Source organism: Microcystis aeruginosa LEGE 91341, from assembly GCF_015206885.1.
Taxonomy (GTDB): domain Bacteria; phylum Cyanobacteriota; class Cyanobacteriia; order Cyanobacteriales; family Microcystaceae; genus Microcystis; species Microcystis aeruginosa_H.
The window spans coordinates 1-24,771 of sequence record NZ_JADEXY010000039.1 but is presented as its reverse complement, the minus strand read 5'-3'; the positions used below and the strand labels follow the sequence as shown (position 1 = coordinate 24,771).

The 24,771-nt window shown below is 38.3% G+C and carries 25 protein-coding genes and 3 pseudogenes; 20 read left to right on the top strand and 8 right to left on the bottom strand.

Going from position 1 to position 24,771, the window contains the following annotated elements:
- Positions 1 to 18: 18 nt before the first annotated feature.
- From IQ234_RS08105 to IQ234_RS08090, 4 genes are all read right to left on the bottom strand, one after another.
- Positions 19 to 5,802, bottom strand: coding sequence for an AAA family ATPase (locus IQ234_RS08105; protein WP_193956717.1), 5,784 nt, complete (start codon positions 5,800 to 5,802; stop codon positions 19 to 21).
- Positions 5,803 to 5,874: 72 nt separating this feature from the next.
- Positions 5,875 to 7,254, bottom strand: coding sequence for a radical SAM protein (locus IQ234_RS08100; protein ID WP_193956716.1), 1,380 nt, complete (start codon positions 7,252 to 7,254; stop codon positions 5,875 to 5,877).
- A gap of 84 nt (positions 7,255 to 7,338) precedes the next feature.
- On the bottom strand, positions 7,339 to 8,001 hold the full coding sequence (locus IQ234_RS08095; RefSeq protein ID WP_193956715.1) for a hypothetical protein: 663 nt from the start codon (positions 7,999 to 8,001) through the stop codon (positions 7,339 to 7,341).
- 23 nt (positions 8,002 to 8,024) lie between these two features.
- A complete protein-coding gene (locus IQ234_RS08090) occupies positions 8,025 to 9,110 on the bottom strand; it encodes an amidohydrolase family protein (RefSeq protein ID WP_193956714.1) in 1,086 nt (361 codons plus the stop codon).
- A 294-nt stretch (positions 9,111 to 9,404) separates the two neighbouring features.
- On the opposite strand from IQ234_RS08090, the gene IQ234_RS08085 reads away from it, so the two are divergent.
- Positions 9,405 to 9,677 carry a BrnT family toxin gene (locus IQ234_RS08085; RefSeq protein WP_193956713.1) on the top strand — a complete coding sequence of 91 codons (273 nt, stop codon included), beginning with the start codon at positions 9,405 to 9,407 and terminating at the stop codon, positions 9,675 to 9,677.
- Complete coding sequence (locus IQ234_RS08080) at positions 9,661 to 9,915, top strand: BrnA antitoxin family protein (RefSeq protein ID WP_185239195.1); 255 nt, start codon at positions 9,661 to 9,663, stop codon at positions 9,913 to 9,915. The genes IQ234_RS08085 and IQ234_RS08080 overlap by 17 nt, the downstream gene beginning before the upstream one ends.
- 88 nt (positions 9,916 to 10,003) lie before the next feature.
- Here IQ234_RS08080 and IQ234_RS08075 read toward each other — a convergent pair whose 3' ends face one another.
- Positions 10,004 to 10,219 (bottom strand): hypothetical protein, encoded by a 216-nt coding sequence (locus tag IQ234_RS08075; protein WP_002757627.1) that lies wholly within the window; start codon positions 10,217 to 10,219, stop codon positions 10,004 to 10,006.
- The gene (locus IQ234_RS08070) at positions 10,216 to 10,539 is read right to left on the bottom strand and encodes a DUF4258 domain-containing protein (RefSeq protein ID WP_043996513.1); all 324 of its coding nucleotides are present in this window, start codon (positions 10,537 to 10,539) and stop codon (positions 10,216 to 10,218) included. The genes IQ234_RS08075 and IQ234_RS08070 overlap by 4 nt, the downstream gene beginning before the upstream one ends.
- 402 nt (positions 10,540 to 10,941) lie before the next feature.
- Here IQ234_RS08070 and IQ234_RS08065 point away from each other — a divergent pair, with 402 nt between their 5' ends.
- The 8 genes from IQ234_RS08065 to IQ234_RS08030 all read left to right on the top strand — a co-directional run bounded on the left by IQ234_RS08065 (position 10,942) and on the right by IQ234_RS08030 (position 15,119).
- Complete coding sequence (locus tag IQ234_RS08065) at positions 10,942 to 11,172, top strand: hypothetical protein (RefSeq protein ID WP_193956712.1); 231 nt, start codon at positions 10,942 to 10,944, stop codon at positions 11,170 to 11,172.
- Between the two features lie 199 nt (positions 11,173 to 11,371).
- Entirely contained in the window at positions 11,372 to 12,001 is a 630-nt protein-coding gene (locus tag IQ234_RS08060; RefSeq protein ID WP_193956711.1) for a hypothetical protein, read from the top strand.
- Between the two features lie 166 nt (positions 12,002 to 12,167).
- Positions 12,168 to 12,887 carry a hypothetical protein gene (locus IQ234_RS08055; RefSeq protein WP_193956710.1) on the top strand — a complete coding sequence of 240 codons (720 nt, stop codon included), beginning with the start codon at positions 12,168 to 12,170 and terminating at the stop codon, positions 12,885 to 12,887.
- 24 nt (positions 12,888 to 12,911) lie between these two features.
- The gene (locus IQ234_RS08050) at positions 12,912 to 13,184 is read left to right on the top strand and encodes a hypothetical protein (RefSeq protein ID WP_061433357.1); all 273 of its coding nucleotides are present in this window, start codon (positions 12,912 to 12,914) and stop codon (positions 13,182 to 13,184) included.
- Between the two features lie 272 nt (positions 13,185 to 13,456).
- Positions 13,457 to 13,747, top strand: a complete 291-nt coding sequence (locus IQ234_RS08045; protein WP_193956709.1) for a DUF1778 domain-containing protein — start codon at positions 13,457 to 13,459, stop codon at positions 13,745 to 13,747.
- The gene (locus IQ234_RS08040) at positions 13,744 to 14,238 is read left to right on the top strand and encodes a GNAT family N-acetyltransferase (protein WP_193956708.1); all 495 of its coding nucleotides are present in this window, start codon (positions 13,744 to 13,746) and stop codon (positions 14,236 to 14,238) included. The genes IQ234_RS08045 and IQ234_RS08040 overlap by 4 nt, the downstream gene beginning before the upstream one ends.
- A 234-nt stretch (positions 14,239 to 14,472) precedes the next feature.
- Positions 14,473 to 14,724 (top strand): type II toxin-antitoxin system RelE/ParE family toxin, encoded by a 252-nt coding sequence (locus IQ234_RS08035; protein ID WP_228008423.1) that lies wholly within the window; start codon positions 14,473 to 14,475, stop codon positions 14,722 to 14,724.
- A gap of 95 nt (positions 14,725 to 14,819) precedes the next feature.
- Positions 14,820 to 15,119 carry a helix-turn-helix domain-containing protein gene (locus tag IQ234_RS08030; RefSeq protein WP_193956707.1) on the top strand — a complete coding sequence of 100 codons (300 nt, stop codon included), beginning with the start codon at positions 14,820 to 14,822 and terminating at the stop codon, positions 15,117 to 15,119.
- A 34-nt stretch (positions 15,120 to 15,153) separates the two neighbouring features.
- Here IQ234_RS08030 and IQ234_RS08025 read toward each other — a convergent pair whose 3' ends face one another.
- Positions 15,154 to 17,451 (bottom strand): TOMM precursor leader peptide-binding protein, encoded by a 2,298-nt coding sequence (locus IQ234_RS08025; RefSeq protein ID WP_193956706.1) that lies wholly within the window; start codon positions 17,449 to 17,451, stop codon positions 15,154 to 15,156.
- A gap of 561 nt (positions 17,452 to 18,012) precedes the next feature.
- Here IQ234_RS08025 and IQ234_RS08020 point away from each other — a divergent pair.
- From IQ234_RS08020 to IQ234_RS07985, 9 genes and pseudogenes are all read left to right on the top strand, one after another.
- Complete coding sequence (locus IQ234_RS08020; protein WP_002757647.1) at positions 18,013 to 18,360, top strand: rubredoxin; 348 nt, start codon at positions 18,013 to 18,015, stop codon at positions 18,358 to 18,360.
- 106 nt (positions 18,361 to 18,466) lie between these two features.
- Positions 18,467 to 19,459, top strand: a complete 993-nt coding sequence (locus IQ234_RS08015) for a photosynthesis system II assembly factor Ycf48 (RefSeq protein WP_193956705.1) — start codon at positions 18,467 to 18,469, stop codon at positions 19,457 to 19,459.
- Between the two features lie 78 nt (positions 19,460 to 19,537).
- Positions 19,538 to 19,783 (top strand): cytochrome b559 subunit alpha, encoded by a 246-nt coding sequence (gene psbE / locus IQ234_RS08010; protein WP_002749269.1) that lies wholly within the window; start codon positions 19,538 to 19,540, stop codon positions 19,781 to 19,783.
- 25 nt (positions 19,784 to 19,808) lie between these two features.
- Positions 19,809 to 19,943: a cytochrome b559 subunit beta gene (gene psbF / locus IQ234_RS08005; RefSeq protein ID WP_002736175.1), complete on the top strand. Its 135-nt coding sequence runs from the start codon at positions 19,809 to 19,811 to the stop codon at positions 19,941 to 19,943.
- 10 nt (positions 19,944 to 19,953) lie between these two features.
- On the top strand, positions 19,954 to 20,073 hold the full coding sequence (locus IQ234_RS08000) for a photosystem II reaction center protein L (protein ID WP_002735805.1): 120 nt from the start codon (positions 19,954 to 19,956) through the stop codon (positions 20,071 to 20,073).
- Between the two features lie 42 nt (positions 20,074 to 20,115).
- On the top strand, positions 20,116 to 20,235 hold the full coding sequence (locus IQ234_RS07995) for a photosystem II reaction center protein J (RefSeq protein WP_045362404.1): 120 nt from the start codon (positions 20,116 to 20,118) through the stop codon (positions 20,233 to 20,235).
- A 257-nt stretch (positions 20,236 to 20,492) separates the two neighbouring features.
- Positions 20,493 to 20,723 (top strand): annotated as a pseudogene (locus tag IQ234_RS21070) (transposase); the annotation flags it as partial.
- A gap of 90 nt (positions 20,724 to 20,813) precedes the next feature.
- A pseudogene (locus tag IQ234_RS07990) lies at positions 20,814 to 21,839 on the top strand (IS630 family transposase); the annotation flags it as partial.
- Positions 21,840 to 21,991: 152 nt separating this feature from the next.
- Positions 21,992 to 22,108 (top strand): annotated as a pseudogene (locus IQ234_RS07985) (IS630 family transposase); the annotation flags it as partial.
- Positions 22,109 to 22,182: 74 nt separating this feature from the next.
- Here IQ234_RS07985 and IQ234_RS07980 read toward each other — a convergent pair.
- Positions 22,183 to 23,694 carry an ABC transporter permease subunit gene (locus IQ234_RS07980; RefSeq protein ID WP_193956704.1) on the bottom strand — a complete coding sequence of 504 codons (1,512 nt, stop codon included), beginning with the start codon at positions 23,692 to 23,694 and terminating at the stop codon, positions 22,183 to 22,185.
- A 198-nt stretch (positions 23,695 to 23,892) separates the two neighbouring features.
- Here IQ234_RS07980 and IQ234_RS07975 point away from each other — a divergent pair, with 198 nt between their 5' ends.
- Positions 23,893 to 24,648: an amino acid ABC transporter ATP-binding protein gene (locus tag IQ234_RS07975; protein WP_108936088.1), complete on the top strand. Its 756-nt coding sequence runs from the start codon at positions 23,893 to 23,895 to the stop codon at positions 24,646 to 24,648.
- Positions 24,649 to 24,771: the final 123 nt, after the last annotated feature.

Here is a 24,771-nt window from a genome sequence, read left to right as displayed (position 1 = left end):
AATTTTTGAACCATGGTGTTAAGATAGCGATCGCTCAAGCCAATCATTATTAAATATCGTCTGATAAATTCGATTATGAATGTCCATTTTGCCATGGCGTTTTACCACTAATCCAGATAAAAATAACTCAGGTAAATAGGGATTGTTATCAATCTGTATTGCTTCTTGATGGAGAATTTGTCGATACAAGGTTAATAATTGGGTTCGGTTTGGACTTTGAAGAAGGCGATCTTGAATAGTTTTTAAATGTTCGGGTTGATCCTGCATCTCCCAATCTTGAATAATTTTTTCTGCTACTAAGTTGGCCAACCATTGTTCTTCTTGATTAGAGGGGATTGGTTGCTCACTATCCCGCATCAGTTGACAGAGTTTTTGAGTTAAGAAAGGTTGCCCTCCCGTCCAGCTTAAGACTTGTTTAAGCATTGTCTGAAGATTACTGACTTTTTCTGTTAACCCATATAATAAAGGTTGGGCTTCGTGTTCTTTAAAACTTGCTAATTCAATAGCGTTACCAATATTAAAAGGTGTTTTCTGGGGGTCAGTAATTAAAGCTGAAGGTGTGGTAGCACCAAAAAAGGCAAAAGTTAGCCCTTGAAATTGAGGTTGAATCGCTCTTTGGTTATAAAAAGAACGAATTAAAGCAAAAAAGTCAGAAACTTCAAAATTTAACCCTAAAATGCTATCAATTTCATCAATAAATATAACAGTTGATTGTCTAGATTGCCGCTGATTAAAATCGTCATTAACTAGAAGAAACTCTTCCATAAATTGTCCTAATCGTTGTACAGGAGGCAGGTCTAACTGTTCAGTCCACCAAGCTTTAAAAGTTTTCAATTGTTTGATTAATCCAAAACTGCGGAGCAGATCAACGGCTAATCCTTTATACCATTGTTCAGGGTTAATATTATCTGTTCCTAGCCGAGTTAAGTCAATTACTGCACATCTAATTCCCTCCTTTTGTAATTGGCTCATCATCCGCACCATTAAGCTAGATTTTCCCATTTGACGTGCATTTAAAACATAGCAAAATAGACCTTGTTTGAGAGCTTTATAAAGATTGCGATCAGCTTGTCGAACCACATAATTCGGCGCATCCATCGGTAAACTTCCCCCCACTTGATAGACAAATTTGGGAGGTTGTTCAGCACTTTTAAGTAGGTCATTTTCAAAGATAAGTTCCGCTTGAGTTGCTTTCAGTACCTCTAAAGTGTTTGTGAGTTCTTTTGTCCGTTCTTCTACTCTTTGTTCTAAGGTTTGATAGAGTCTGGAGTTATCAATAGAGATAGCAGCTTGAGCTGCTAGAATATTTAATAGTTCAACTCTTTCTGAGGTAAATGCGCTAGTTGTTAAATTATTTTCTAAATAAACAATTCCTTTTAATTGGCCTTGATTGAGTAAAGGAGTACAAAGAATGGATTTAGTTTGTTTAGCCACAATATAATAATCATTGGTAAATTGACCTGATGAAGTGGCATCGTTTAAAACGATAGTTTCTTTTGTCCGAGCGACATAATTAATAATGCTAGTGGGTAAAATGGGAATTGAGTTATTATGGTCGATAGATTCTATGGGAATTGATTGTAAGATATTAATAGTTTCTTCATCGATTGCGCCTTGGGCTTCAATAACCCAGTTGCCTTCTTTCTCTAAAATCAGACAACCTTTCTGCGCTCCTGCATTTTCAATGACAATTTTCATTAAGTTTTGCAGAAGATTTTCCAGTTTAATTTCTCCAGAAATCGCTTGCGAGGCTTTAAGAATAGTGGTTAAATCAAGAACTGCTCCATCATTGCCAGTAGTTGAAATAGTGGTACTAAGTCCTTTAGATTTGTTTTGATTGCTGATGCCTAATAAATATTGAGGGTATTCTTCTTCTAATTGTTTAACTTTGGCCTTTGCACCCCAACGAATATAACAATGGTGAGCATTTCTGAGATATAGTTTACCGATTTCTTCTCTATCTAAAGTAAAATAAAATTCAGAGGCACGTTCATAAGCTAAAGCCTCTTCATGGATAAATTCATATTTTTTTGCTCCTTCAATTGCCTTTTCATAAAATTCTTGAGCTTTCCAGTTTTGACCTAAGACTCTCGCTTTTTCTGCTTCGACTAGATCATATTTATGTTGAAAATTTGCTGGACAATGACTTGCCCATTTTGCCATATTTTTCTGATTGTTATCTACTTGTTGTAGTAATTTCTTTTGATCATTTTGCTCTGTATCATGACAATAAGCTAGAAAACTCAACGATGAATAGAAATTATGTTGAGGAGAAATCAAAAATGAGTTTATAGTTGGGTTGGCAATATATTGAAGTCCTCTTTCTCCATAAGTAACTGCCGACTTGTAAATCTTAAGAAGATAAAATAATAATAGTTTAGCAAAGTAAATCAGAAAAAGTAACCATTCATTGTTAGTCTGATTTAATTGGTCTAAAACTGCATTTTCTTCTTCAGGGGATTTACCGACAAATAAAGCAATTTCTTTTTTTAAGCTTTTTTGTAAATTATTGACTATATTATAAGAAATTTCTTGGTAAAAAGAGGAAAAAGTTTGCTTGAGTTTTTTAATAACTCGATTATACTTGATATATTCCTGTTCAACTTCTTCCAAATGATAACCTCCCAACAGTCTATAAATACAATAGTCTATAGCTACATAAGAGGCAAACTGGTTATCCCCTACATCTAAACCGATTTGAAAACTCTTTAGTAACTCGTTATCGATCTCTTTATTTCTCAGATACTCTTTCCAGTGATATATACATCCATAATGTGTCTGTATAATAAGAGCTTGTACTTGACGAATATTATATTTATCGAGCAATTTAAGGGCTAATTTACCAAATTCATATCCTAAATTATAATTATTGATAGAGCCACATAATATCATTCCATAGTAGCTATATGTTGCTGCTGATTCAGGAGAATTTCCATGGTTGATAAATAAATCAATCTGTTTGAGGATTATTTTTATATGTAATAGGGGATCAGTAGTTGCCGTCGAAGACATTATTTGTTGTAAGATTTGAATGGCTTTAAGCTTATAGGGATCAGTCATAACAGGAAGGCTTTCTAAATCGTCAATTTTCCTTTTTTGTAGAATTAAATTTAAGGACTTATTAATGCTTTGATTAATATTACTTTTGCCATTTCTTCTATAAATTAAAATTCCCAGTTCTTTCAAAGTTTTTAAAGCGGTATCAATCGCCTGATCAGGTTGAAAATTTGCATAGTAAAATTCAATCTTTATCTGATATGTTTTGACTTTATCTAAGATCGATTTAGCTTGGTTAATAATGATATTTGAATAAAATAAAATTTGCTGAAATTCTGTATTAAGAAAGAGAGAATGTAATTTTTCTTCATGAAGTTCTAAAGTCAATTGATACTGCTCACTCCAACTATTAGTTGTTAATAAACTGAGACCAGAATCTAAATACTTTAATGCTGTTTCATAAGCAGTTGATGCTTTAGCTTTTTTAGCAGCTTTAAGATTTAATTCTGCCAAATTATCTTTTTCTTGTTGCTCAGTAATTAGCTCAGAACCTTCATTAAGTTGATTAACAATTTCAAAAATATTGTTTAATAATTCATCGTCTGTAATGTTTTTTAGCAGTAGGCGACCAATTTGTAGATGAGTCCTTTTCTTTTCTTCCTCTGGAATTAAAGAATAAACTGCTTGCTGTACTCTGTCGTGTAAAAATTTATAGGAAACATAGTTAGAATACCCACCCAAAGTTTCAGTTTCTAAGAGTTGCCTCGATAATTCTTTTGAATCCCAGAGTAGAGCTAGTTTATAGTTATTATCTAATGGTATTACTAACCCTTTATCAAGGGCTAATTGTAGTTTTTGAGCCGTAATATATTGAGATGTATTACTTACAATAGAAAGAGCTTCTAGACTAAATTGATTACCAATACAAGCGGCTAATTTTAGAATATTTTGAGTTTTTTGAGCTAATTTTTTTATTTTATGGATCATTAAATCAACGACATTATCGGTAATTGATAGACTTTTAATTTCGGTAAGATTCCATTGCCAATAACTTTGCTTATTATCTTCTAATTTAGTAGAAGAAGGATTAAATATTATGAAACCATCTTGGTATAAGGAATAGAGAAACTGAGCGATAAAAAAGGGGTTTCCACCTGTTTTTTGTGTCACCAAATCTGCCAAAGGCATAGTAACTTCTATCGAACAACTTAAGGTATCAGCAATTAATTGATTAATGTGCTTCATCTGTAAAGGAGCAAGAGTAATTTTCGATACAGAAACTTGTGATTGCTGAATTTTTTCTAAAGTATTCATTAAAGGATGAATCGAACTAACTTCATTATCTCGATAGGCTCCAATTATCAGAAAATATTTAATGTCAGAATCTGATATTAATTGTTCAATTAAGTTTAAAGAGGGTAAATCTGCCCATTGTAAATCATCGATAAATATCACTAATGGATTTTCTTTTTGAGAAAAAACATTGATAAATCGTTTAAAAAATAAATTAAATCTATTTTGACTTTCGCTTCCTCCTAATAGTTCAACAGGTTGCTGTTTGCCAATAATTTTTTCAACTTCGGGAATAACATCGATAATAATTTGACCGTTCTTACCCAATGCCTCCAAAATTTTCTCTTTCCAAGCTTGGAGAATATTTTCTGGCTCACCTAGAAGTTGACGGATTAAGATTTGAAAGGCTTGAGAAATAGCTGAATAAGGAGTATCTCTTTGTAACTGATCAAATTTTCCTCTAATTAATCGCCCTTGCTTATATGTAACTTGTTGGTAAATTTCATGAACTAAAGCTGATTTCCCAATCCCTGAATAGCCAGAAATGAGGATTATTTCAGTGGTTCCTTGACTAACCCGCTCAAAAGCCTTCAAAAGTTGAGTAACTTCCCGTTTTCGACCATATATTTTTTGAGAAATCTGAAATTTATCAGTCAGATCCTGACCACCTAAAGAAAACTGAGCAATCTGTCCTAACGTCTTTAATTGATGAAGACAGATTTCTAAGTCAGCTTTAATACCCAAGGCAGTTTGATATCTTTTTTCTGGGGTTTTTGCGAGCAGTTTGTTAATGATATTAGAGAGAGTTAAGGGAGTCTCTGGAATGAGTTGATGAACAGGTAAAGGTTGTTGGGCAATATGACAATGAACTAACTCCATAGGATCGGTGGTTTCAAAGGGCAATTGATTGGTTAAAAGTTCATATAAAGTAACTCCAAGGGAATAAAAATCACTACGGTAATCTAGACCTCGGTTCATTCTTCCTGTTTGTTCTGGGGCAATATAAGCTAAAGTCCCTTCTAATTGGTTAGGAGGACAAGCTGTGAAAAATTCTTGGGATAAACAGGTGGAAATACCAAAATCAATGATTTTCAGTTGTTCGGTTTCAGGGTTATAGACAATATTAGATGGGTTAATGTCTTTGTGAATAATATTAGCCTGATGAATAGCAGCTAACCCCTCAGTTATTTTAATAGCGATCAAAAGAAAGTTTTCCAAATTTAACTTACCTTGAGATAGCAATAACTCTAAAGATCGACCTCCAAAATCTTCTAAAAACATTATCAAACTATTATAGTGTCGCTGTAAATCATAAGCTTTAACAACACTGTCTATGTTCAAAGAACGGATAATTTCATATTCCTGTCGATAACGGGTAATCTCTGAAGGAGTTGGATAATTTTCTTTAAGAATTTTAAGAATAATCGGTTGAGCATTTGCCTTAAAAATGCCTCGATAGACTAGAGAACTAGAACTTTCATAAATTTTTGTGATTAGTTGATAATCTTTCATAACTCACTTTTTAATAACGTTTTTACTTATTTTCTACCATTTGAGCGGAAAAATGTCCATTAAACTCTTAGATCAGACTTGAGAATAAATTTCTGTCACCGTTGTGGTTAGCACTGAGTATCCATCTTTTAGTTCTTGATGAATTATCTGCGATTTCCACATCTCACAGTCTTGACAAGCCCTTCTTTTTTCTAATTGATTAAGAATTAAATCTTGTCGTAGTTGCTGGAATAACTCTCCCGACCAAATATCTTGTAAAGTTTGTTGATTATAATCCCCTAAACTTTCAATCTCTTGATCAAAACCTAGTCTAAATAAGGTTTCTATACAGTAGTAGATTTTGCCATTGGGTAAAACTGCCATTTCAAGAAAAGGGAATAAACAAGTCCAGCGCCCTTGCGCTTTTTGTTGATAATATTGGAGAGATTTTTTTACCCCTTGATTGTGTTTTTTTAGTCGCATATTGTTTTCTTGATATTCAGCAATATTAAGGATAAAAACACTATTAACTTTTGATAACCAACGATTTAAAAATGCTTCTTCTTCCTCAATATTAACATTGTAATTTCTGACAAAAGAGGTTCTGATTTCGCAGTCAATACCCAACTGATCTCTAATTCTTAACAGATCAATCATATTAGATTCGACCTGGCTTAAATCTCCACCTCGAATTCTTAAATAAGTCTCTGGAGTCGCCGCGTCAAGACTAATATCAATACTGGTTAAACCCGATTTTAACAGAGCTTTAATATAAGTTTTATTCAGAAGTTGACCATTAGTAGTTAGATGAACTTTTGGAACACCTTGCTGTCGGCAAAGTTGAATAAAGTCTATAAGTTTAGGATGAAGTAATGGTTCTTCAACACTACCTATTAAAATGGTAGTTGCTGCTTTTCCACAGTCTGCTGCTAGTTTTTCCATCATCTCCCAAGACATGACTTTTTTCTTTTGAAAAAAATCTGTAGTATGATTAGACTTTATCGAAGAACTATGATAGGGACACATAACACACTTAAGATTACAAGTGTTACCAACAACAACTCTGACATAAGAAGGTGCGATCGCTTTTCCATAATGACAACTAAAATAATGTAACTGCTCATCTCTATCTATTGCCGATAGTAAAACTAATGGAATAGGCTGAGGTTGAATAGTTTGGCTTGTTAGGAATGTCTCTATCTGGGGTTGTAATTGATGCCAAATATCACTTAATTCTTGGGGATATAAATACGCTAGTATAGGATAACTAGGCAAACCCAAGTCTGAAAGAATGGGTAGAGTTGGCTGAAAGACAACAACCGCATATTTATCCTTAGCCGTCATTAGCAATTTTTTGATACTATGAGGATGCAAAGGAATATTATGAGAGGGAATCTCAAGAATTCTATCTGAAAAGATAGAATTATTTATTGTCAGATCAGATAAAAGGTTCTGAGGATCTTTAATAATCATTTTTTGACTAATTTAACGATAAAATCCCCACCCTTTAGGTGAGGCGAGGAATTTTTATTTTTGTGTAATTAATTTGCAAGGCTTCTAGGAACAAGTTGTCGGAATATAAGGATTGTCGGCAAAATATTTCCCTGGTTGTCGGTTTGATATCCAGTCGGACAAATCATCTGCATTTAAAGTGGCATTTCCCCATGACGGCTCAGGTGGATAGGGAATAATCATTTTAAACAACTCTGGTGCATTGTTATCTGCATCCAATATTTGACCAATAAAGCTACTATACGTCACTTCAAATAAGTAACCCAAGCTTCGGTTTTTCTCTCCCAGTTCATATTCATCAAAGATTGGAAAAGTATATTCATTGGGTGGAGGAGGAACGTCTGGAGAAAAGAAGACTTGTTTCAGTAAATAAGCTGGATCAGATTCATCAACGGTTTCTGGTAGTTGCTTGGGATTAGCTCCAAACAATTTTTTGAGGTGATCAGCATTCTTTCCTTCTTTCAATCCCTGGTCTGAGGTCGGATGTTCAAAATAAGTCCTTAAGAGATTGGCCACTCTCTTTTGCTCGGCGTATTTCTCGTTATTTTCATCAGCCCATCGCCAAATATAAGCAATAATTTGAGAAACTTGTTTTGACTGTTGATAAAGACGCTGTAAAAAACCAATGTGTGGGCATTCCCCTTCCATTTTATTAGCGGCTTCAATAACTTTTTCTGCCTTGTAGAATAAGCTACGAGTTTCAAACATAACTGTGCTTCCTTTTTGAGAAATTAAATTGAACAATAAAATCGCTGAGGATTTTCCCAAACGATTTTTTTGACTATCTCCTGAGATAAGTTGTCTTCAAGTCCTATAACTTTTTTTACTCCATCAGCCTGATGATCCATGTGAGGATAATCAGACCCAAAGATTAAGTTATCAGAACCGATAAAATCAATGACCTGAGCCAAACAGAGTTCAGAGGGTTCCACTGCAATGTAACACTGACGGCGAAAATACTCCGATGGTAATAATTTTACCCGATCTTGGACTTCCCAATGTAAATTTTTATACTCTTCGTCAAGCTTCCATAACCAATAGGGAAGCCAACCACACCCTGACTCTAGAAACGCCACCCTCAGCCTCGGATGACGTTCTAACACCCCCCCTTCAATTAAGGCTAACAGTGCCATCATTTGTTCCATCGGGTGAGAACAAGCATGAAGCGCAAACCGACTATTAAATCGCTCTGCACCAGTGGTGGGTAGGCGGCTATGAGTGCCTTCATGAATTCCTACAGCCATGTCCAAATCCTCGCAGGCCGCCCAAAAGGGTTCATAGGCTGGATCGCTCAAAATTCTGCCTTTAACGGGGTTAGGGCGCAAAAAAACCGCCCTCCAGCCCAAGTTTGCCATACGGTGTAGCTCTTTGACCATGTCTTCGGGATCGTGTTGATTGACTGCAGCGACTCCTTTCAGTCTAGCCGGGTCATAGCTACAATATTCTTCATATAACCATCTATTATAGGCACGGACAAAAGCCCCAATCACTTCGGCGGGTAGGCTATCAATGGCAAATAACCACAGTCCGTAATTAGGATAAATAAAAGCCACATCTATGCCCATTTGTGTCATAGATTGAACATGGGACTCTGGGTTATAGCGATTGAGATAAGCGTGGGGATGAGCTTGCATCATCTGCTTATTCCCTTCTGCTTGGACTTGTGGGGAGATTTTTTGACTAATCGGTTCTCCTTTGATTTTCATGTCAGCAGAAGGAGCAAATTCCCTAAATTTAGGTTCTAGGTATTGTCCCCACATTGCGGGGGGTTCAATGACATGGGAATCAGCATCAATAATTTTGTACCCGTTGAGCATAGAGGTTTTTTGGCAATTTTCTAGCTAAATTATATTTGATTGGGAAAAAGCGGTCCCTTTTTTTAGGCTTTTTTTTCATCCCCTAAAACTCCATGGATTGATTGGGTTAAACTTGATACAACACTTTATAAAGCTTAACGAATGGAAGCGATTGAATTTAAAATGATTCTTCATCATGGCACAGTTGTCATTCCCCCTGAATACCCCTCTAAGTGGGAAGGTAAGGCGATCCGTGTGATACTCTGAAGGGGTTTTGAGCTTGACTCAACCTTCTAAGATACATATAATGTATGTATGACATTTGAATATGATCCCAGAAAAGCAAAAACCAACTGGCAAAAGCACGGTGTTTCCTTTGCAGAAGCTGAAATGGTGTTTTTTGATCCCCTCGCTATTCATGATCTTGATCCCGGTTGTATAACAGAAGAACGTTTTATTGCAGTGGGGATGGGAAACATGGGATCACTATTAGTGGTTATTTATACTTTGCGGGGTGAAGTCATTCGCTTGATTTCCGCTCGTCGTGCTACAAAACAAGAGAGAAAAACTTATGAGAAAGGAATATGATTTTTCTAAAGGAAAACGAGGGGCGCTCATTTCCTCTCAGGGGAAAACACGCATTACCATTTATCTAGATGATGAGATTCTAGCTTATTTTCGAGAACAGGCTGAAACCGCAGGAATGGGTTATCAAACCCTAATTAATGAGACTTTAAAACAATATATCCAATCTCCTTCTGAGCGATCGCTCACTCAGTCCGATTTACGCCGTATTCTTCGGGAAGAATTATCAGCCCTCCAATAATGTTGCTTGTGATAGTTAAAAGTTAGGCGATCGCTGTCTGTTTTCAAGGATTGCGATCGCTTTTTAATTTTTTCTTGTCAAAGTTTAGTTAAACGGTAAGAGGGGTAATTTTGTAAAGATGTGCTAAATTGGAAGCTTTTTGTAGATCACCTTGACGAAGGGCTTCCCGGACATCATCTAATTTTTGAGCGTCTTCTAATGATAAATAGGGCGACCATCCTTCGGGAGTCTCAATCAGTTCGACTTCCACTTCAGCCATGTACTCTCCAATGTGGATGAGTTTAATGTGAGGCTTTTTTGTCATAGTTTTCTCCTTGTAAAATCACTTGACCAACGTGCTGGATCAGGTCTATAGGCAGTGACTAGAACAGCAGGCGATTCGGTATTCTTGGCTATACCCCAAACCACATGAACGGGTTTACCCTGACTATCTTTCTGTAAGACTAGCACACAACGCCCTTTAGGATATTCCGGGTAATCTTCGAGAATGACAGCTTCTCTAATACCTGTTATCACATCCCTTACCAGAATACCGTCATTTGCTAGTTCATCGTAGCCATGGGCTGATATTTTGACTTGCCCACGGGAAAGTAAAGCCAGAACTAATTGAAAGGTTATACTCATCATCCAATAATAGCATCTCCTTACTTAGGGCAGGTGTTTTCTTTGAGGGATAAGCGATCGCTTTTTTGCTGCCTTCTTTTCATCCCCTAAAACCGCTACAAGTCAGAGGGTAAAAGGGTTTTGATGATTTTAGTCGCCCGATTAATTCATTAGTTCTACTTTCAGGGATGAGGGAGTCATACCATAAAGTGACCCTTTAAATCTAATACAAATCTAATATAAATCTAATATAAAAGTTAATATTCTACTCAAAAAAACCTATTAGAAAAGTATTAACTTTAGAGATTGCCATTACTTAAAATAAAACTTATTCTGGTATCAAAGGTGATTAAACAAATCACTTTTAACCCCAAAGACAAGGCATTTTGCCTCAAAACATCTCGTTAACTGGAGAAAATACTAATGACAACTATTACATTGGTTCAAGCCGCAGCACATGATGCTAATCATATTCATTTAATGACAGCACAACCCATGAATGTTAACCTAACAGGTCTGGCAGGTGGTGCAATTCAATTTACTTGTACTAATCCCTTAGCCACCATAACCGGTGCAGGAGAAGTTGATATCACCTATGACGCTGGTGTTCCACAACAACATGAAACTATTCAAGTTAGTTCGGTAATGGCATAACCATTGCATGGTTGATGCTTAATCGTGCCGTGCGACTTTTCCATGAGGTGCAATTCAAAGTACCCAAATTTTCCAAAATCCAGTAACTAACTCAGGTAAACCTGAATTAGAAGTAGCGAATTGCCAGTAGCTAACTGCCAGATGGAAAATCAAATTTTGTCCAGATTATCAAAAACACAAATACACAGAGGAACAAGTAATGTCAGACTATTCACTAACAGTAACCAACAATAGTGGCGCAGCCCAAAACATTGCAATCTACCAACAATATCCTGATGTAGTGAACGGTTTACCACTTGTGTGGATTCTCAAAAACGTCAATGATGGTAACAACACGACTTTCTCTTGGTCGGTCGATTGGGGTTTAAACTGGGGAACGACTGAAGATGTTCTTGCGCCAGGCGTAAAGTGGACTTCAGGAGGGCCATATCAAAGTATGGAGCCAGCTGTACAGGGGGGTAATAATGCGATGGGGATTACTTATGTAAACGGCGAATTTTCAACTAACTCCCCAGCATTTTACAGTTCCTCTGTTAAACCAGGTGATATGCTAGTCACGACTGATACATCATTTACGGTTACACAGGCAAAACTTATGAGTGTCGCCGCTTACATGAATAAACTTCCAGCACTTGCAGTTCAAGGAAAACCAAATGGAAAGTATAACTTCCATACTCATCCAACTTATTGGCTCTGTACGACTGATTCGCACCAAGGCGTGGCTATCTCGGACGACTACGTGAGCAGCCCGACACAATTTACGTTTGCTGATGGCTTAACATCGCTTTCATATGTGTTAAACGATAAATTACAGTTTGTTGTGGCATAGCTATCTATTGTCCTGAAATGGCTATTAAGTCAAAATTCATGCTGTCAAGCTAGTCTACCATTTCGGTGATAGGCTGGCTTGATAGTTGCAAATTTGAAAAGTTGATATTCTCAATCAATGAATACTCTGAGATTGACCTTTCCACCCTCAAGTTCCTATCTTCACCGTGACTATACAACAATATTCATTAACAATAAAAAACTTAAGTGGAGCAGACCAAGATGTTGCCCTATTTCAAGTTGATGATCCAGGATCGGGATATCCTCTTGTCTGGTTGAGTCAAAAAATTCTTAGTGGCAACAATTATACTTTCACATGGTGTACAAAATGGTATCTGGGTTTTGGTTCTACCTCAGAACCTCTCAAGCCTGGTGTGGCGTATGTATCTCAGAACCAAATAGAAGTCAAACCCAATGACGCAAATGGATCCAATGAGATTCAGATACAATACGATGATAGAAGTTTTAAATTCAGTTCAAGTTCACCATACAATAATGACAAGATTGACAATGGGGTTATGCAAATAATTACAGATACAAGTTTTACAGTGGAACAATCATCTTTAATGAGTGTTGCACTGTATATGAACGATAAACCAATATTAGCATCTCAAGGAAAACCAGGGACTCAGTATCAGTTCTACACAAACACGATTTATTACCTTACGGTGACCGATATTCCGGAAGGAAGCGTATTGCCATCTTTCACACCGAAAGGAAGCGTATTGCCATCTTTCACACCGAGTAACTCTAGTATTATGATGGAATGTGCGAAGCCAACGACCATCGCAATAAGTCAACCGACCCAAGTAAATTTCCCTGCTGGTCAAACTGCTCTGACATATAACTTAACTAATGTGCTAATGTTTGAGTTAGTTCAAGATTAGTTACACCCAAAGAAAGGAGATATTATGAACGAGAAAATCCAAGATGAATTAGAAGATGACTTGCGAGAAGAATATGATTTAAGTCAACTTAAAAATCCTGTTCGCGGAAAATATTACCAACAGTATCGGGAAGGTCATAGCGTTACTGTTCATCATGAAGATGGAACAAAAACGGTTGAACATTTTCCAGCGCAAAATGATGTAATTATTCTTGATCCTGATGTTAAAAAGTATTTTCCTAATTCGGAATCCGTTAATGCGACCTTAAGAAGTTTAATTAAATTAATTCCTCAATAATAGTGCGATGCCTACGGCACTGCATAGCAGCACGCCGCTCTTGTCGGTTGGGTTGAGGCAACAAAACCCAACAATATTTTATTTAAGGTGTGTTACTGCGGTGATGCAGCTTTTACCTATCAGTTATAATGGAAAGGTTTGAAGCCTAGACTTTCATCAAATGATGCTCATCTCTCTGAAAAATCTGGGTATCGTATCGTACATACATAGTGTAATGTTGTTGTCACTACATTATGTTAAAATAATTAAGTTTGGAATTACACACCCATCCTATGAGTAGTAAAACAAAAAGTAAGACTCCGCGTAATACCCTAAATTTGCGAATTAAGCCAGAAGAACGCAATTTGATCGATATGGCAGCCAAAGTGCAAGGTAAGAATAGAACTGATTTTATTTTGGAAGCCGCGCGGAATGCTGCGGAGGAAACTTTGCTCGAACGTACTATTTTTTGGGCTAGTCCAGAGGCTTATGCAGAATTTATCGCACTTCTAGATGCACCACCTCAACCTAATGAACGTTTACGCAAAACCATGCAGACGCTCGCACCTTGGCAGAAGGAATGAATTTGACACTACCTGAACCTCTGGCTAGTTATCACTCAATCACTGATTTTTCCTGCGGAATTACTTCTTTTGATGATTGGTTGAAGCGTCGAGCTTATGCTAATCAAGCCAGTGGTGCAACTAGAACTTTTGTTACCTGCGTTGACAATAGGGTAGTTGGGTATTACGCCCTTGCTTCCGGGACGATTAGTATACAATCAGCTAATGGTAAATTTCGGCGGAATATGCCTAACCCAATTCCAGTGGTAATTTTGGCACGATTGGCAGTAGATACTTCTTACCAAGGTCAAGGTTTAGGATGCGGTTTATTTCGTGATGGTGCGCTACGGGTTGTTAAAGCGGCTGATACCATTGGTATTCGGGGAATTATTGTTCATGCTATTTCAGAAGAAGCTAAGAATTTTTATTTGGCTTTAGGTTTTGATGTGTCTCCTCTTGAACCGATGACGTTGATGATTACTCTTAATGATTTACGCGCTTGTATTGCTTAGTGCGCTACAGGGGCAACACGGGGTCAACCACAGGGGGTTTGCCCCTACAGGTACGTTTAAGTCCAGAATAACTTTGCTTATGGCCTCATGAACAAGATGTTTGCCCTGATACACTTTACTTAGATTCAGTTAAACTAAAATGATCATCATCTTGCTTGTCAACTAACGAACAATTGACAAACTGATGATCATATTATACTAAATTAGGTATCAACCTTAATCATTAACCCCAACATGGGAGATAAACCCATTTACTGGATTGGGACGTCAAGGGAAGATATTAGAGATTTTCCTGAAGACGCAAAGCGTAAAGCAGGTTTTCAACTGAGAGCTATTCAACAGGGAGAGAAACCCAATGATTTTAAACCCATTCCCATTATTGGTCAAGGAACAGAAGAAATTAGAATTTGGACAGGAGAAACCTACAGAATCTTTTATGTGGCAAGGTTTAAAGAAGCGATTTATGTCCTTCATGCTTTCGGTTAAAAAACACAGAAAACCTCGAAAAAAGAAATTGAATTGGGACAACAACGTTATCAACAAATGATTCAATTTAGACAACAATTACAGGAGGGATAACCATGACACAATCTAACCCTATTGAGATCACTTTTGGTAGCGATAACATCTTTGAAGATTTAGGATTTAACAGTGAAGAAGCAACTAACTTAAAAATTAGAGCCGATTTGATGTTAACCTTGCGGTCTTTTATCCAAGAAAAAAGATGGACACAGCAAGAAGCCGCCACTTTTTTCGAGGAAACACAACCGAAAATTAGTGATTTAATAAATGGAGAAATTAGCCGTTTTACTGTTGATAAATTACTCAGTCTTTTAGATAAAACGGGAATGAAAGTTAAACTCGAAATCTTCACCAAGTAACTTAAAATCATCAACAATTGACCATGAACAAGGGTTACATCCACATGGGAAAAGGATTTAATTCATCTTCCGTCAAAGCTTCTTTTAACCATCCCATGCTAACAGGAACATCATACAATCTTCCTGTCCCTAAACGCTTCCACATATGACGCATTCTGGGGATAATGACTTTAGCAACTCTTAAACCAATATCGGGACGAGTCTGATCTAATACTAACATTTCCATCCCCTTTGACTCAACAATTCGCTGACACAATTTAACATCCTCTAATAAATCATCACTAGCTAATTGTAAATAATCATAACTTTTTTGGGGTATTATTTTACTATCGGGAACTAAATAAGATTGATTGCTTAACCTTGCCGTTTGCCACCATTTAACCGCCAAAGGATCCGCAGAAGGATTATAAATCGTTGTCCCATCGTCCTTAAAAGATAACACATTCGGTAAGATTTGATTAACCTCCGTTAACGCTCGACTAATAGCAATTTTTGGGTCAAAATGCGCCCCATATCCTAATAAAATATCCTCCACTTCCCGCCCCTTTCTCGGACTAATAGCGGCAAAACAAGGGATATTCAAATCACTGGTAATATCTAACACCCATAGCTCCCGATTTAACCACTCATAATATTGCTTTAATTGCTCAAAATACGGCTGATCAAAACTTTCCAGATTAACGGAAGGTTTAACTAATTGATTATACCACCATAAAGCCACACAATCCCGTTCCACTAACTCCATAAACCCTTGTAAAATCGCTTCTTCTATCGTATTTCCTGCGGCGCAGCCATTAGAATCAGCCCAACAATCTAAGGGTTCAGATTGATGATAACCATAATAACAATATCCTGTGGGTAAATACTTAAAATCTTGAGCAGTTAAAGACCACACAGGAGTCCAATCAATGATTCTAGTTTCATCAAAAGGTTCAGGGACTTTTTGAAACCATCCTTGATTCTTCGCATTCCATTCTTCTCGATGTTGATATTGTTTTTCACTAAAATTCATACATTTGTTAGGATGAATAGCTTTATCTCCTAACTCTTGATAACTGGCTTTTTCTCTGATTTCATTCCCTTGAAAAACCCCCGAATAGCGCTCAATAGCTTCACAAAATCCACTTGCTTTTGCTTGACTATCTGTACGGCCTTTTCCCGCACTTCTACCTCCAATATTTTGCCGTAAACTGTCTAAATCATCAAACACACTACGAAAATGATGTTTCGCCACATAAGTATGAACTAAAGTATTCCCAGGAATCTTATTTAATTCTCGCACAATTCCCGTAATAGGACTGATAAGATGTTGATAGGTTCTTAGGGTTTCTTCAGGAGAACAAAAACGATGTCCACCATCATTGGTAAACCACTTTTTCCGATGTCCCAAAACCACGGGTAAAGGTGTTTTATTCAGAGAATATCCACAACTAGGACAGTTCGGACGTTTAACTAAAATATGCTCTTGAAATTGTAAATTTAAAGTATCATAAGTCATCAGCATTCCTTCTAAACGTTGATTTTTACCTTGAATAATCCACTTAAAAACCTCCATAGCCGTCAGATTTAAAACCGTCTGTATTGTCGCTGAAGAAAACCCTAAAGGAGAAATTAAAGAAATCTTATTTTCTCTCTGTCTAATGATAAATTCCTCCACGGGACGATTATCTCGTAATCGTTGAGCCAAACAATGCCAACAACCAGTTTTATCGGGATAAAATAAGGGACCAATCCATGCTAGGTTTCCCAGGGGATTAACTAATAACCAAGGCTTTTGTGAGACTAAAGCTTGTTGATTAATACTATCTAAATCAGGATGAAGATAATTATCGGTTAAAATAATGGTTAAATCCCCTTCATCTGCGACTTGAACTTGCAAGGAATTTAAAATATTGATCAAATCTTGCCGGGGAATTGAGCCTAGGCTTTTAACCGTAACCTTCAGAGATTGTAATCGTTCAAAAGCTTGGTCTTGAGAAACCTGAAGATGATGGCATAAAATTGCTAAATTAGACGACAGTAATTCTTTTTTTTCTAACAAAAACCCTCGTTTATATAACTGGAAAATCGCTTTTTGAATTGCCAGACTATAATTAATAATCACTGCAAACGAATTAGGATTATTGGGATTGATTTCTTGATTTTGTAAAAATTCTAACTGAAGAATATCAATAATTTCATCAAGATTACGTTGACCATCGATTAATCTTACTAAACGATAATAAAGCGGCTCTTGAAAACAGATTGATTCTCGCTCAGATAGAAAAAATACCGTATTTGGTTCTAGGGTTTCAATTGAGTAGGCTGGATTCCAATCAAGCTGGTTGAACATAATTTTTACTCTCTTTTTAAGGGATAGTTAAGGTTGATGATATACCTATAATATAAGGTTGATAGCAGTTATCTTAATGGTGAGGTGCGAAGTTTTCGTTTTCGGGAACAGGGAACGGCGAGGGAGCAGCCCATTTATGCCAAAATATAAAAGCGATCGCTAAAAGTGATTAAATTTATTCAATATGGAGACAATTAATTTAGCTTCACTCTCGCCTCTAAGAAGAAATTAAGCTAGGGATTTAGTCAATTCGGTCAAGAATAATCGGTTAGAGGTGAGAAATCAGACCCCTAATTTCTTCCCTGCCTGAAATTTCTCAATTTCTCGGAATAAATTTGAGTACCAAAATCAGGGTAAATAGCCCAAATATAAACTTAATAAAGTTTTAATAGACATTTAAGCCCTAATAGATTAGTATTGCTTTTTTTAAAGCCGATATGCTGCCTCCCTAATCCTTTTCAGGCTTGAAAACTGGCTATTCTGTTGGGGCTTGCCCGTGAGAGAGGTCAATTTTCAAGGATAATTTGTAACAGAGTGTTGAAAATTCCTTTAATCTTAGTTATGAGCGATCGCCCACCAGAACTAACCCTAGCCGACCAGGCCCCTGCCAACTACGAATGTCGCTCCTGCGGCTACGTTTACGACCCCAGCAAGGGAGATAGTAAAACCAACACTCCCGCTGGAACCCCCTTCGAGGAATTGCCAGAAACGTGGCGCTGTCCCGTGTGTGGTGTGCGTCGTTCCCAATTTATCAACATCGGAGCTAAAGATGCTCCTTCGGGATTCCAAGAAAATCTTAGCTATGGTTTTGGAGTCAACCGTCTCACTCCCGCGCAAAAAAATATTTTGATTTTCGGGGCTTTAGCGCTAGGATTTGTTTTCTTTATTAGTTTATATGGTTTAAACTAACTCAAGCACTCATTATCTTTAAATCTAACGGCTCTTATGAGCCTGTAACCCATCGGGTACAAACCTTATCCGTCCCGATTCCTTGACCAATACCTCTGAACCATTGATGAGAAAACTGAAACAATTCGTAATAGTTCTAGCTGTAGCCTTTTTCTGCTTTAGCTGTAGTAATGTGCCATCCCTGAGCAATAGTCCTTGGCAAATCCTCACCCTCGACACTGACTCCACTTTTGCCGATATCGCCTTTACCGACGACCTGCAGCACGGTTGGTTAGTGGGAACCAAATCTACCCTCTTTGAAACCAGCGATGGGGGGAACAACTGGCAGCAAAAAGTCCTCAACCTTGGCGACGAAAAAGTTAGCTTTAGCGCCGTCAGTTTCCACAACCAAGAGGGTTGGATTGTCGGTAAACCCTCGATTCTTCTCCATAGCGAAGACGGGGGCAGCAGCTGGACTCGTATCCCCTTAAGTGAAAAATTACCCGGTTCTCCCTACGGAATTATCGCCCTGAACGACAAAACCGCCGAAATGGTCACGGATTTAGGCGCTATCTACCGCACCAAAGACGGGGGCAAAACTTGGCAAGCTTTAGTGGAAGGTGCTGTGGGTGTAGCCCGGACAATTGTTCGTTCCCATGATGGTAAATACGTGGCCGTTTCCGCACGCGGGAACTTTTATTCCACCTGGGAACCGGGGTCAACAGAATGGCAACCCCACAATCGTCTTTCCTCCCGCCGCTTACAAAAAGTCGGTTATGGTGAAAATGGGGAACTATGGTCCCTGGCCCGAGGTGGTCAACTACAATTTACTAGCCCCAATGATCTCGATACATGGGAAGATAAGGTATTCCCCGAGTTTTCCACCAGTTGGGGACTTTTGGACCTCAACTACCGCACTCCCGAAGAAATTTGGGTCGCTGGTGGTAGCGGCAATCTGTTGGTCAGTCATGACAACGGTCAATCTTGGCAAAAAGATCGCGCGGTGGAAAGTGTCCCCTCCAATCTCTATCGAATTGTTTTTATCAATTCCGACAAGGGTTTTGTTTTGGGACAAAATGGGGTTTTACTGAAATATAATCCCCCTAGCGAACCAGCCTAAAACTTGTCTCAGGGTCAACAAAGTCTCTATTATAGAGATTGAATTTTTCAAGTCCTATCATTCCGAGGAGAACCGTCCATGTCAGGTAGTACCGGCGAACGTCCTTTTGGCGATATCGTTACCAGTATTCGTTACTGGATTATCCATAGCATCACCATCCCCATGCTGTTTATCGCAGGTTGGTTATTCGTGAGTACCGGTTTAGCTTACGATGTTTTTGGCACTCCCCGTCCCGATGAGTATTACACTCAAGAGCGTCAAGAATTACCGATCATTAATGATCGCTTTGAGGCCAAAAATCAAATCGAGCAGTTTAATCAGTAGTTTACTTTAATTAAGGATAAAAACAATGGCTAGTGGTAATCCCAATCAACCCATTTCTTACCCCATTTTCACCGTTCGCTGGTTGGCAGTTCATACCTTAGCGGTCCCCACTGTCTTCTTTATCGGTGCAATTGCGGCAATGCAGTTTATTCAACGCTAGGAGAACAATTATGGAAAGAACACCTAATCCGAATCGGCAAGCCGTCGAGTTAAATCGTACTTCTCTTTACCTAGGTTTACTCCTAGTTGCTGTCTTGGGAATTTTATTTTCCAGCTATTTCTTTAACTAATTAGTCCCGATTTATTGTCATCGCAATTAGGAGGTGTTATTCATGTTCGCAGAAGGTCGTATTCCTTTGTGGTTAGTCGCCACCATCGCTGGTCTAGGCGTTATCGCCGTGGTTGGTCTTTTCTTCTACGGAGCTTACGCCGGTTTAGGTTCCTCTCTGTAATTCCATTCTGGGTAATTTCCCCCAGCAAAAAGCCGTTAGTTATTTCTATAACTAGCGGCTTTTTCAGTATTCGGTTAAAAGTAAAGCTCGATCGAACTTTAAAAACCCACACTCTACACCCCACTTTCCTATACCTTTTAAACAGGATTTAGTTTTAAGGGGTCACAGAGGAGCTACAAGCTAGACATAGCCTGGGGTCTAGCCAAACGACCCCCTAAAGAAATAGAGTGGTTGGGAAAACCACCCAAAAAATCAAAATGTTACCTCCATTCTATCAGGCTTGCCTACAGGCGAATCTTAGGGAAGCGAGCTATTTGACCTTACAGATACTAATCCTGCTTTTACAAAGTCATCGGACAGTCCAACTAGAAAAATTGGCGGCTCTTTTCCCGCAACCGATCACCTTTGAAAGTAGAAGAAGAAATTTGCAGAGATTTCTCAAACTCCCGAGATTAAATGGGAAACTATTGTGGTTTTCCTTAATCAAACAGATCGTCAAGCTAGTAGAGCATCAATTTTGTTTTGAGGGATAAAAAAAGAGCTAATCTGGAAGAAGTTATCCAACTTCAGACAAAAAAATGCCGAAGAAAAAATATATTGTAGAGCTAACAGACTCCGAAAGAACTAAACTCGAGCAGCTAACCAAGAAAGGAAAAATAGCAGCTTACAAAATGAACCATGCCAGAATACTACTTTTAGCAGACGTCAATCAACAGGAAGGTGGTTGGACTGACTCGAAAATTAGTGAAGCCTTAAATGTTGCTCAAGCCACTATTGAGAGAGTACGACAAAGATTTGTCGAGTCAGGAATTGAATCATCATTAACTTGATCGAAAAAAGCCAGAACATCGCCGTGCCAAAATTATCGATGGGGAAAAGGAAGCATATCTGATTGCCATCGCTTGTAGTGAAACACCAACGGGACGAGCAAAATGGACACTTCAAATGCTGGCAGATAAAATGGTCGAACTTGAATATGTGGAAAAAATATCACGAGAAACCATTAGAAAAACCTTAAAAAAAATGAATTGAAACCATGGCTGAATCAATCATGGGTCATTCCCCCAAAAGAATCAGCGGAGTTTGTCTGTGCCATGGAAGATGTCTTGGATATTTATCATAGTGAGTATGACCAGCAAAATCCCTGGCTGTGTTTTGATGAGAGTTGTAAACAATTAGTCAAAGAAACAAAAGAGAAAATACCAGCCGAACCGAGAGAACCAGAAAGGTATGACTATCAATATGAGCGTAATGGTGTAGCCAATATGTTTATGTTTTTTGAACCATTACAAGGTTGGCGACATGTAGAAGTTACACAACAAAGGACGGCGAGCGATTATGCACACCAAATGAAATATTTGGTTGATGAGCGTTATCCGGATGCCCAGAAAATTAGAGTAATTCAAGACAACTTAAATACTCATGTAAAAGCCTCATTATATAAAGCCTTTGAACCGGAAGAGGCCAAGAGAATTTTAGATAAACTCGAATTTCATTACACTCCCAAACATGGCAGCTGGTTAAATATAGCAGAAATTGAGTTGAGCGTTTTGAATCGTCAATGTCTCGATCGTCGTATCCCAGACATGGATAGTTTAAAACAAGAAATTAGGCTCTTCTAGGTTCTGTGTGATAAGTTTAACTTACATAGGATCGATCAATCTTTGTGTTCTTTGTGTCTTTGTGGTTCGTTCCACCCCCTCGCTAGGAGGAATGTATCTTAGAATACATTTTACCCACCAAATCCAAGAGAGCCGAAATTAAGGCATGGGAAGAAAATCGAAATGAAAAGTCAAATTCAGTTGACTGGAGATTTACTACTGCTGATGCTCGTATTAAATTAAAAAAACTCTATCCATCAATTCAAACTTGACAGACTACTACTTACCTCGTCTATATTTCACATTTATTCAGCAAACCCTACTTATCAGTTCCCATCTCTTGCCCCTAAGCTTTCTGTTCCTGTTTAGATTTATGTAGGGGGTCCATGTAAATCTCTAGGCGCTTAAATACCACAGAGGAAAGGGTAGTTAAAACCAAATAAACTAAAGCAACAGCGATATAAATCTCGAAAGCTTTATAGGTAGTAGCTACCATTAATTGACCTTGCCGGAATAATTCTTCAAAACCGATTACTGCCGCTAAACTGGTATCTTTAATTAGGGTGATAAATTCATTCCCCAAGGGTGGCAACATCCGGCGAAAAGCTTGGGGAAAAATCACCTCGCGCATGGTTTGCACTGGGGACATTCCTAAACTAGAACAAGCTTCCCATTGACCATTATCGATCGATTGAATACCGCCGCGCATAATTTCAGCTAAATAGGCCGCCACATTTAAACTTAGGGCAAATAAGGCGGCAGGTAAACGATCTAAGTCGATATTTAAGCCAATTTCTCGGAACAACCCGGGCAAACCAAAATAGATCAAGAATAATTGCACCAGCATCGGTGTTCCCCGAAAGAAATCCACATAGATGCGGCAAATTATTTTTAACCATTTGTAGGGAGAAATCAGGGCAATAGCCACTAAAGTTCCACCGATTAACCCGAAAAGAAAAGACAGAACCGTTAACAGAATTGTCCAGGGAACCCCTTTCACAATCAGGTTATAGAATAATTCTCCCCAGTTAAACCTCGATTCCTGTAAATTCTTTAAAGCTGGGGCAACTAAAGGTAATACTGGCGGTTTTTCTCCAAACCATTGCTGAAAAATAACATCGTACTGACCACTTTCTATAACTCGACCGAGAGCATCATTAATTAACTGGAGATAGGGGGAATTTTTGGGTAAAGCAATCCCGTAGAATTCCTCCGTTAATAATTCTCCGACTACTTTTACTCCCCTTAAACCCGCTTCTTTAATGGCATACAAAGTCACGGGTTTATCGTTAACTACCGCCTCAACTCGACCATTAATTAATTCCTGCAAAGCTAAAGCCGCCGAGTCAAATTGACTAACCACTGCTCCGGGTATTTTTGTTGCTTCTAAGGCTCCCGTTGTGCCAATTTGGACGGCAATTTTTTTGCCTTTTAAGTCTTGAAAATTTTTAATCGTCTTATTATCTTCCCGAACAGCGATCGCTAAACCAGCCCTAAAATAAGGTCGAGAAAAAGAAATCGCTTGGGCCCGTTCAGCGGTGATAGTCATGCCACTAATAGCGGCTTCCACTGTTCTTGCTTGTAGAGCCGGAATAATTCCATCAAAGGGTAAATTTCTAAAGTCAATGTTGAGATCAGCTTCCTTGCCAATTGCCCGCATTAAATCGATATCAAACCCGGTTAATTGTCCCCCTTGTTGAAATTCAAAGGGTGGAAAAGTCGCTTCTGTGGCGACTCGAAAAGGATTAGGAGGGGTCTGAGAAAAAGCAGGAATAACAGTTAATCCGATCGCCAAAACTAATCCTAACAAGGCAAAGATGACTCTCTGCACCGCCCGCCCTCGCCAAATTTTAATCATTTTTTAATTGTTTCTCCTTGATTTTTTTACTCAATTAAGTTAAGGATTTCGTCCTACTTGCCACCCAAGACAGATGTAGAGAGTCTATTTGAGTATTATGATTATTCCCTTTGATAAAATGTCGTCAAGGATACAATTTAGCAGAAACTAATCTGGATACTTTTATACAGAATGTAAAATTTTTTACGAGAGGACATCATGACCACTACCACCCCTGTGATTGTTAGTGAAGGTTTACGCAAAAGTTACGGCTCTTTAGAGGTACTCAAAGGAGTTACAGGCACTCTTTATCAAGGGGATGTGGTATCGGTAATCGGTCCCTCTGGCTGCGGCAAAAGTACCTTTTTACGCTGTCTCAATCGTTTGGAAACAATTAACGGCGGCCGCTTGGAGGTGATGGGAATTGACATCTCTTCCCCGAAGTTAAATCAATCAGTTCTCCGCAAGTTACGCAGCCGGGTAAGTATGGTGTTTCAACACTTTAATCTTTTTCCCCATCTCACCGTTTTACAAAACTTGATGTTAGCCCCCAAGCAAGTGTTACACCACTCGGAAAATGAGGCTAAGGATACGGCAATTCATTATCTGGAAAAGGTGGGTTTGGCCCCAAAAGCCGATGTTTATCCTGACCAGTTATCGGGAGGCCAAAAACAACGGGTGGCGATCGCTCGCAGTCTCTGCATGAAACCAGAGGTGATTTTATTTGATGAACCCACTTCGGCCCTGGATCCGGAATTAGTCGGGGAAGTGTTAAACGTTATGCGTCAATTGGCCGATGACGGTATGACTATGGTAGTCGTCACCCACGAAATGCAGTTCGCTAAGGAAGTCTCTAACAAGGTTTTGTTCTTTAATCAAGGTGTCATCGAAGAAGCAGGCGATCCCGACACCTTTTTTAATAATCCCCACAGCGAGCGCCTACAAGCTTTTTTAAGTCGCATCAATAGTAATTAGGGTTGGCTGAATTCAGGAGTCAGGTTTTGGGGTTTTAGGGTTTTGGGGTTTTGGGGTTTTGGGGTTTTAGTTCAATTTCCCCACTTCCCCACTTCATAATTCATAATTCATAATTCATAATTC

Coding starts and splice junctions, on each gene's coding strand:
- IQ234_RS08105 (WP_193956717.1), bottom strand. CDS start 5,802: ATGAAAGATTATCAACTAATCACAAAAATTTATGAAAGTTCTAGTTCT.
- IQ234_RS08090 (WP_193956714.1), bottom strand. CDS start 9,110: ATGCTCAACGGGTACAAAATTATTGATGCTGATTCCCATGTCATTGAA.
- psbE (WP_002749269.1), top strand. CDS start 19,538: ATGTCAGGTAGTACCGGCGAACGTCCTTTTGGCGATATCGTTACCAGT.
- IQ234_RS07995 (WP_045362404.1), top strand. CDS start 20,116: ATGTTCGCAGAAGGTCGTATTCCTTTGTGGTTAGTCGCCACCATCGCT.
- IQ234_RS08095 (WP_193956715.1), bottom strand. CDS start 8,001: ATGTTTGAAACTCGTAGCTTATTCTACAAGGCAGAAAAAGTTATTGAA.
- IQ234_RS08080 (WP_185239195.1), top strand. CDS start 9,661: ATGAGAAAGGAATATGATTTTTCTAAAGGAAAACGAGGGGCGCTCATT.
- IQ234_RS08000 (WP_002735805.1), top strand. CDS start 19,954: ATGGAAAGAACACCTAATCCGAATCGGCAAGCCGTCGAGTTAAATCGT.
- IQ234_RS08035 (WP_228008423.1), top strand. CDS start 14,473: ATGGGAGATAAACCCATTTACTGGATTGGGACGTCAAGGGAAGATATT.
- IQ234_RS08020 (WP_002757647.1), top strand. CDS start 18,013: ATGAGCGATCGCCCACCAGAACTAACCCTAGCCGACCAGGCCCCTGCC.
- IQ234_RS08025 (WP_193956706.1), bottom strand. CDS start 17,451: ATGTTCAACCAGCTTGATTGGAATCCAGCCTACTCAATTGAAACCCTA.
- IQ234_RS08100 (WP_193956716.1), bottom strand. CDS start 7,254: ATGATTATTAAAGATCCTCAGAACCTTTTATCTGATCTGACAATAAAT.
- IQ234_RS08040 (WP_193956708.1), top strand. CDS start 13,744: ATGAATTTGACACTACCTGAACCTCTGGCTAGTTATCACTCAATCACT.
- psbF (WP_002736175.1), top strand. CDS start 19,809: ATGGCTAGTGGTAATCCCAATCAACCCATTTCTTACCCCATTTTCACC.
- IQ234_RS08070 (WP_043996513.1), bottom strand. CDS start 10,539: ATGAGTATAACCTTTCAATTAGTTCTGGCTTTACTTTCCCGTGGGCAA.
- IQ234_RS08015 (WP_193956705.1), top strand. CDS start 18,467: ATGAGAAAACTGAAACAATTCGTAATAGTTCTAGCTGTAGCCTTTTTC.
- IQ234_RS07980 (WP_193956704.1), bottom strand. CDS start 23,694: ATGATTAAAATTTGGCGAGGGCGGGCGGTGCAGAGAGTCATCTTTGCC.
- IQ234_RS08050 (WP_061433357.1), top strand. CDS start 12,912: ATGAACGAGAAAATCCAAGATGAATTAGAAGATGACTTGCGAGAAGAA.
- IQ234_RS08045 (WP_193956709.1), top strand. CDS start 13,457: ATGAGTAGTAAAACAAAAAGTAAGACTCCGCGTAATACCCTAAATTTG.
- IQ234_RS08065 (WP_193956712.1), top strand. CDS start 10,942: ATGACAACTATTACATTGGTTCAAGCCGCAGCACATGATGCTAATCAT.
- IQ234_RS08060 (WP_193956711.1), top strand. CDS start 11,372: ATGTCAGACTATTCACTAACAGTAACCAACAATAGTGGCGCAGCCCAA.
- IQ234_RS08085 (WP_193956713.1), top strand. CDS start 9,405: ATGACATTTGAATATGATCCCAGAAAAGCAAAAACCAACTGGCAAAAG.
- IQ234_RS08075 (WP_002757627.1), bottom strand. CDS start 10,219: ATGACAAAAAAGCCTCACATTAAACTCATCCACATTGGAGAGTACATG.
- IQ234_RS07975 (WP_108936088.1), top strand. CDS start 23,893: ATGACCACTACCACCCCTGTGATTGTTAGTGAAGGTTTACGCAAAAGT.
- IQ234_RS08030 (WP_193956707.1), top strand. CDS start 14,820: ATGACACAATCTAACCCTATTGAGATCACTTTTGGTAGCGATAACATC.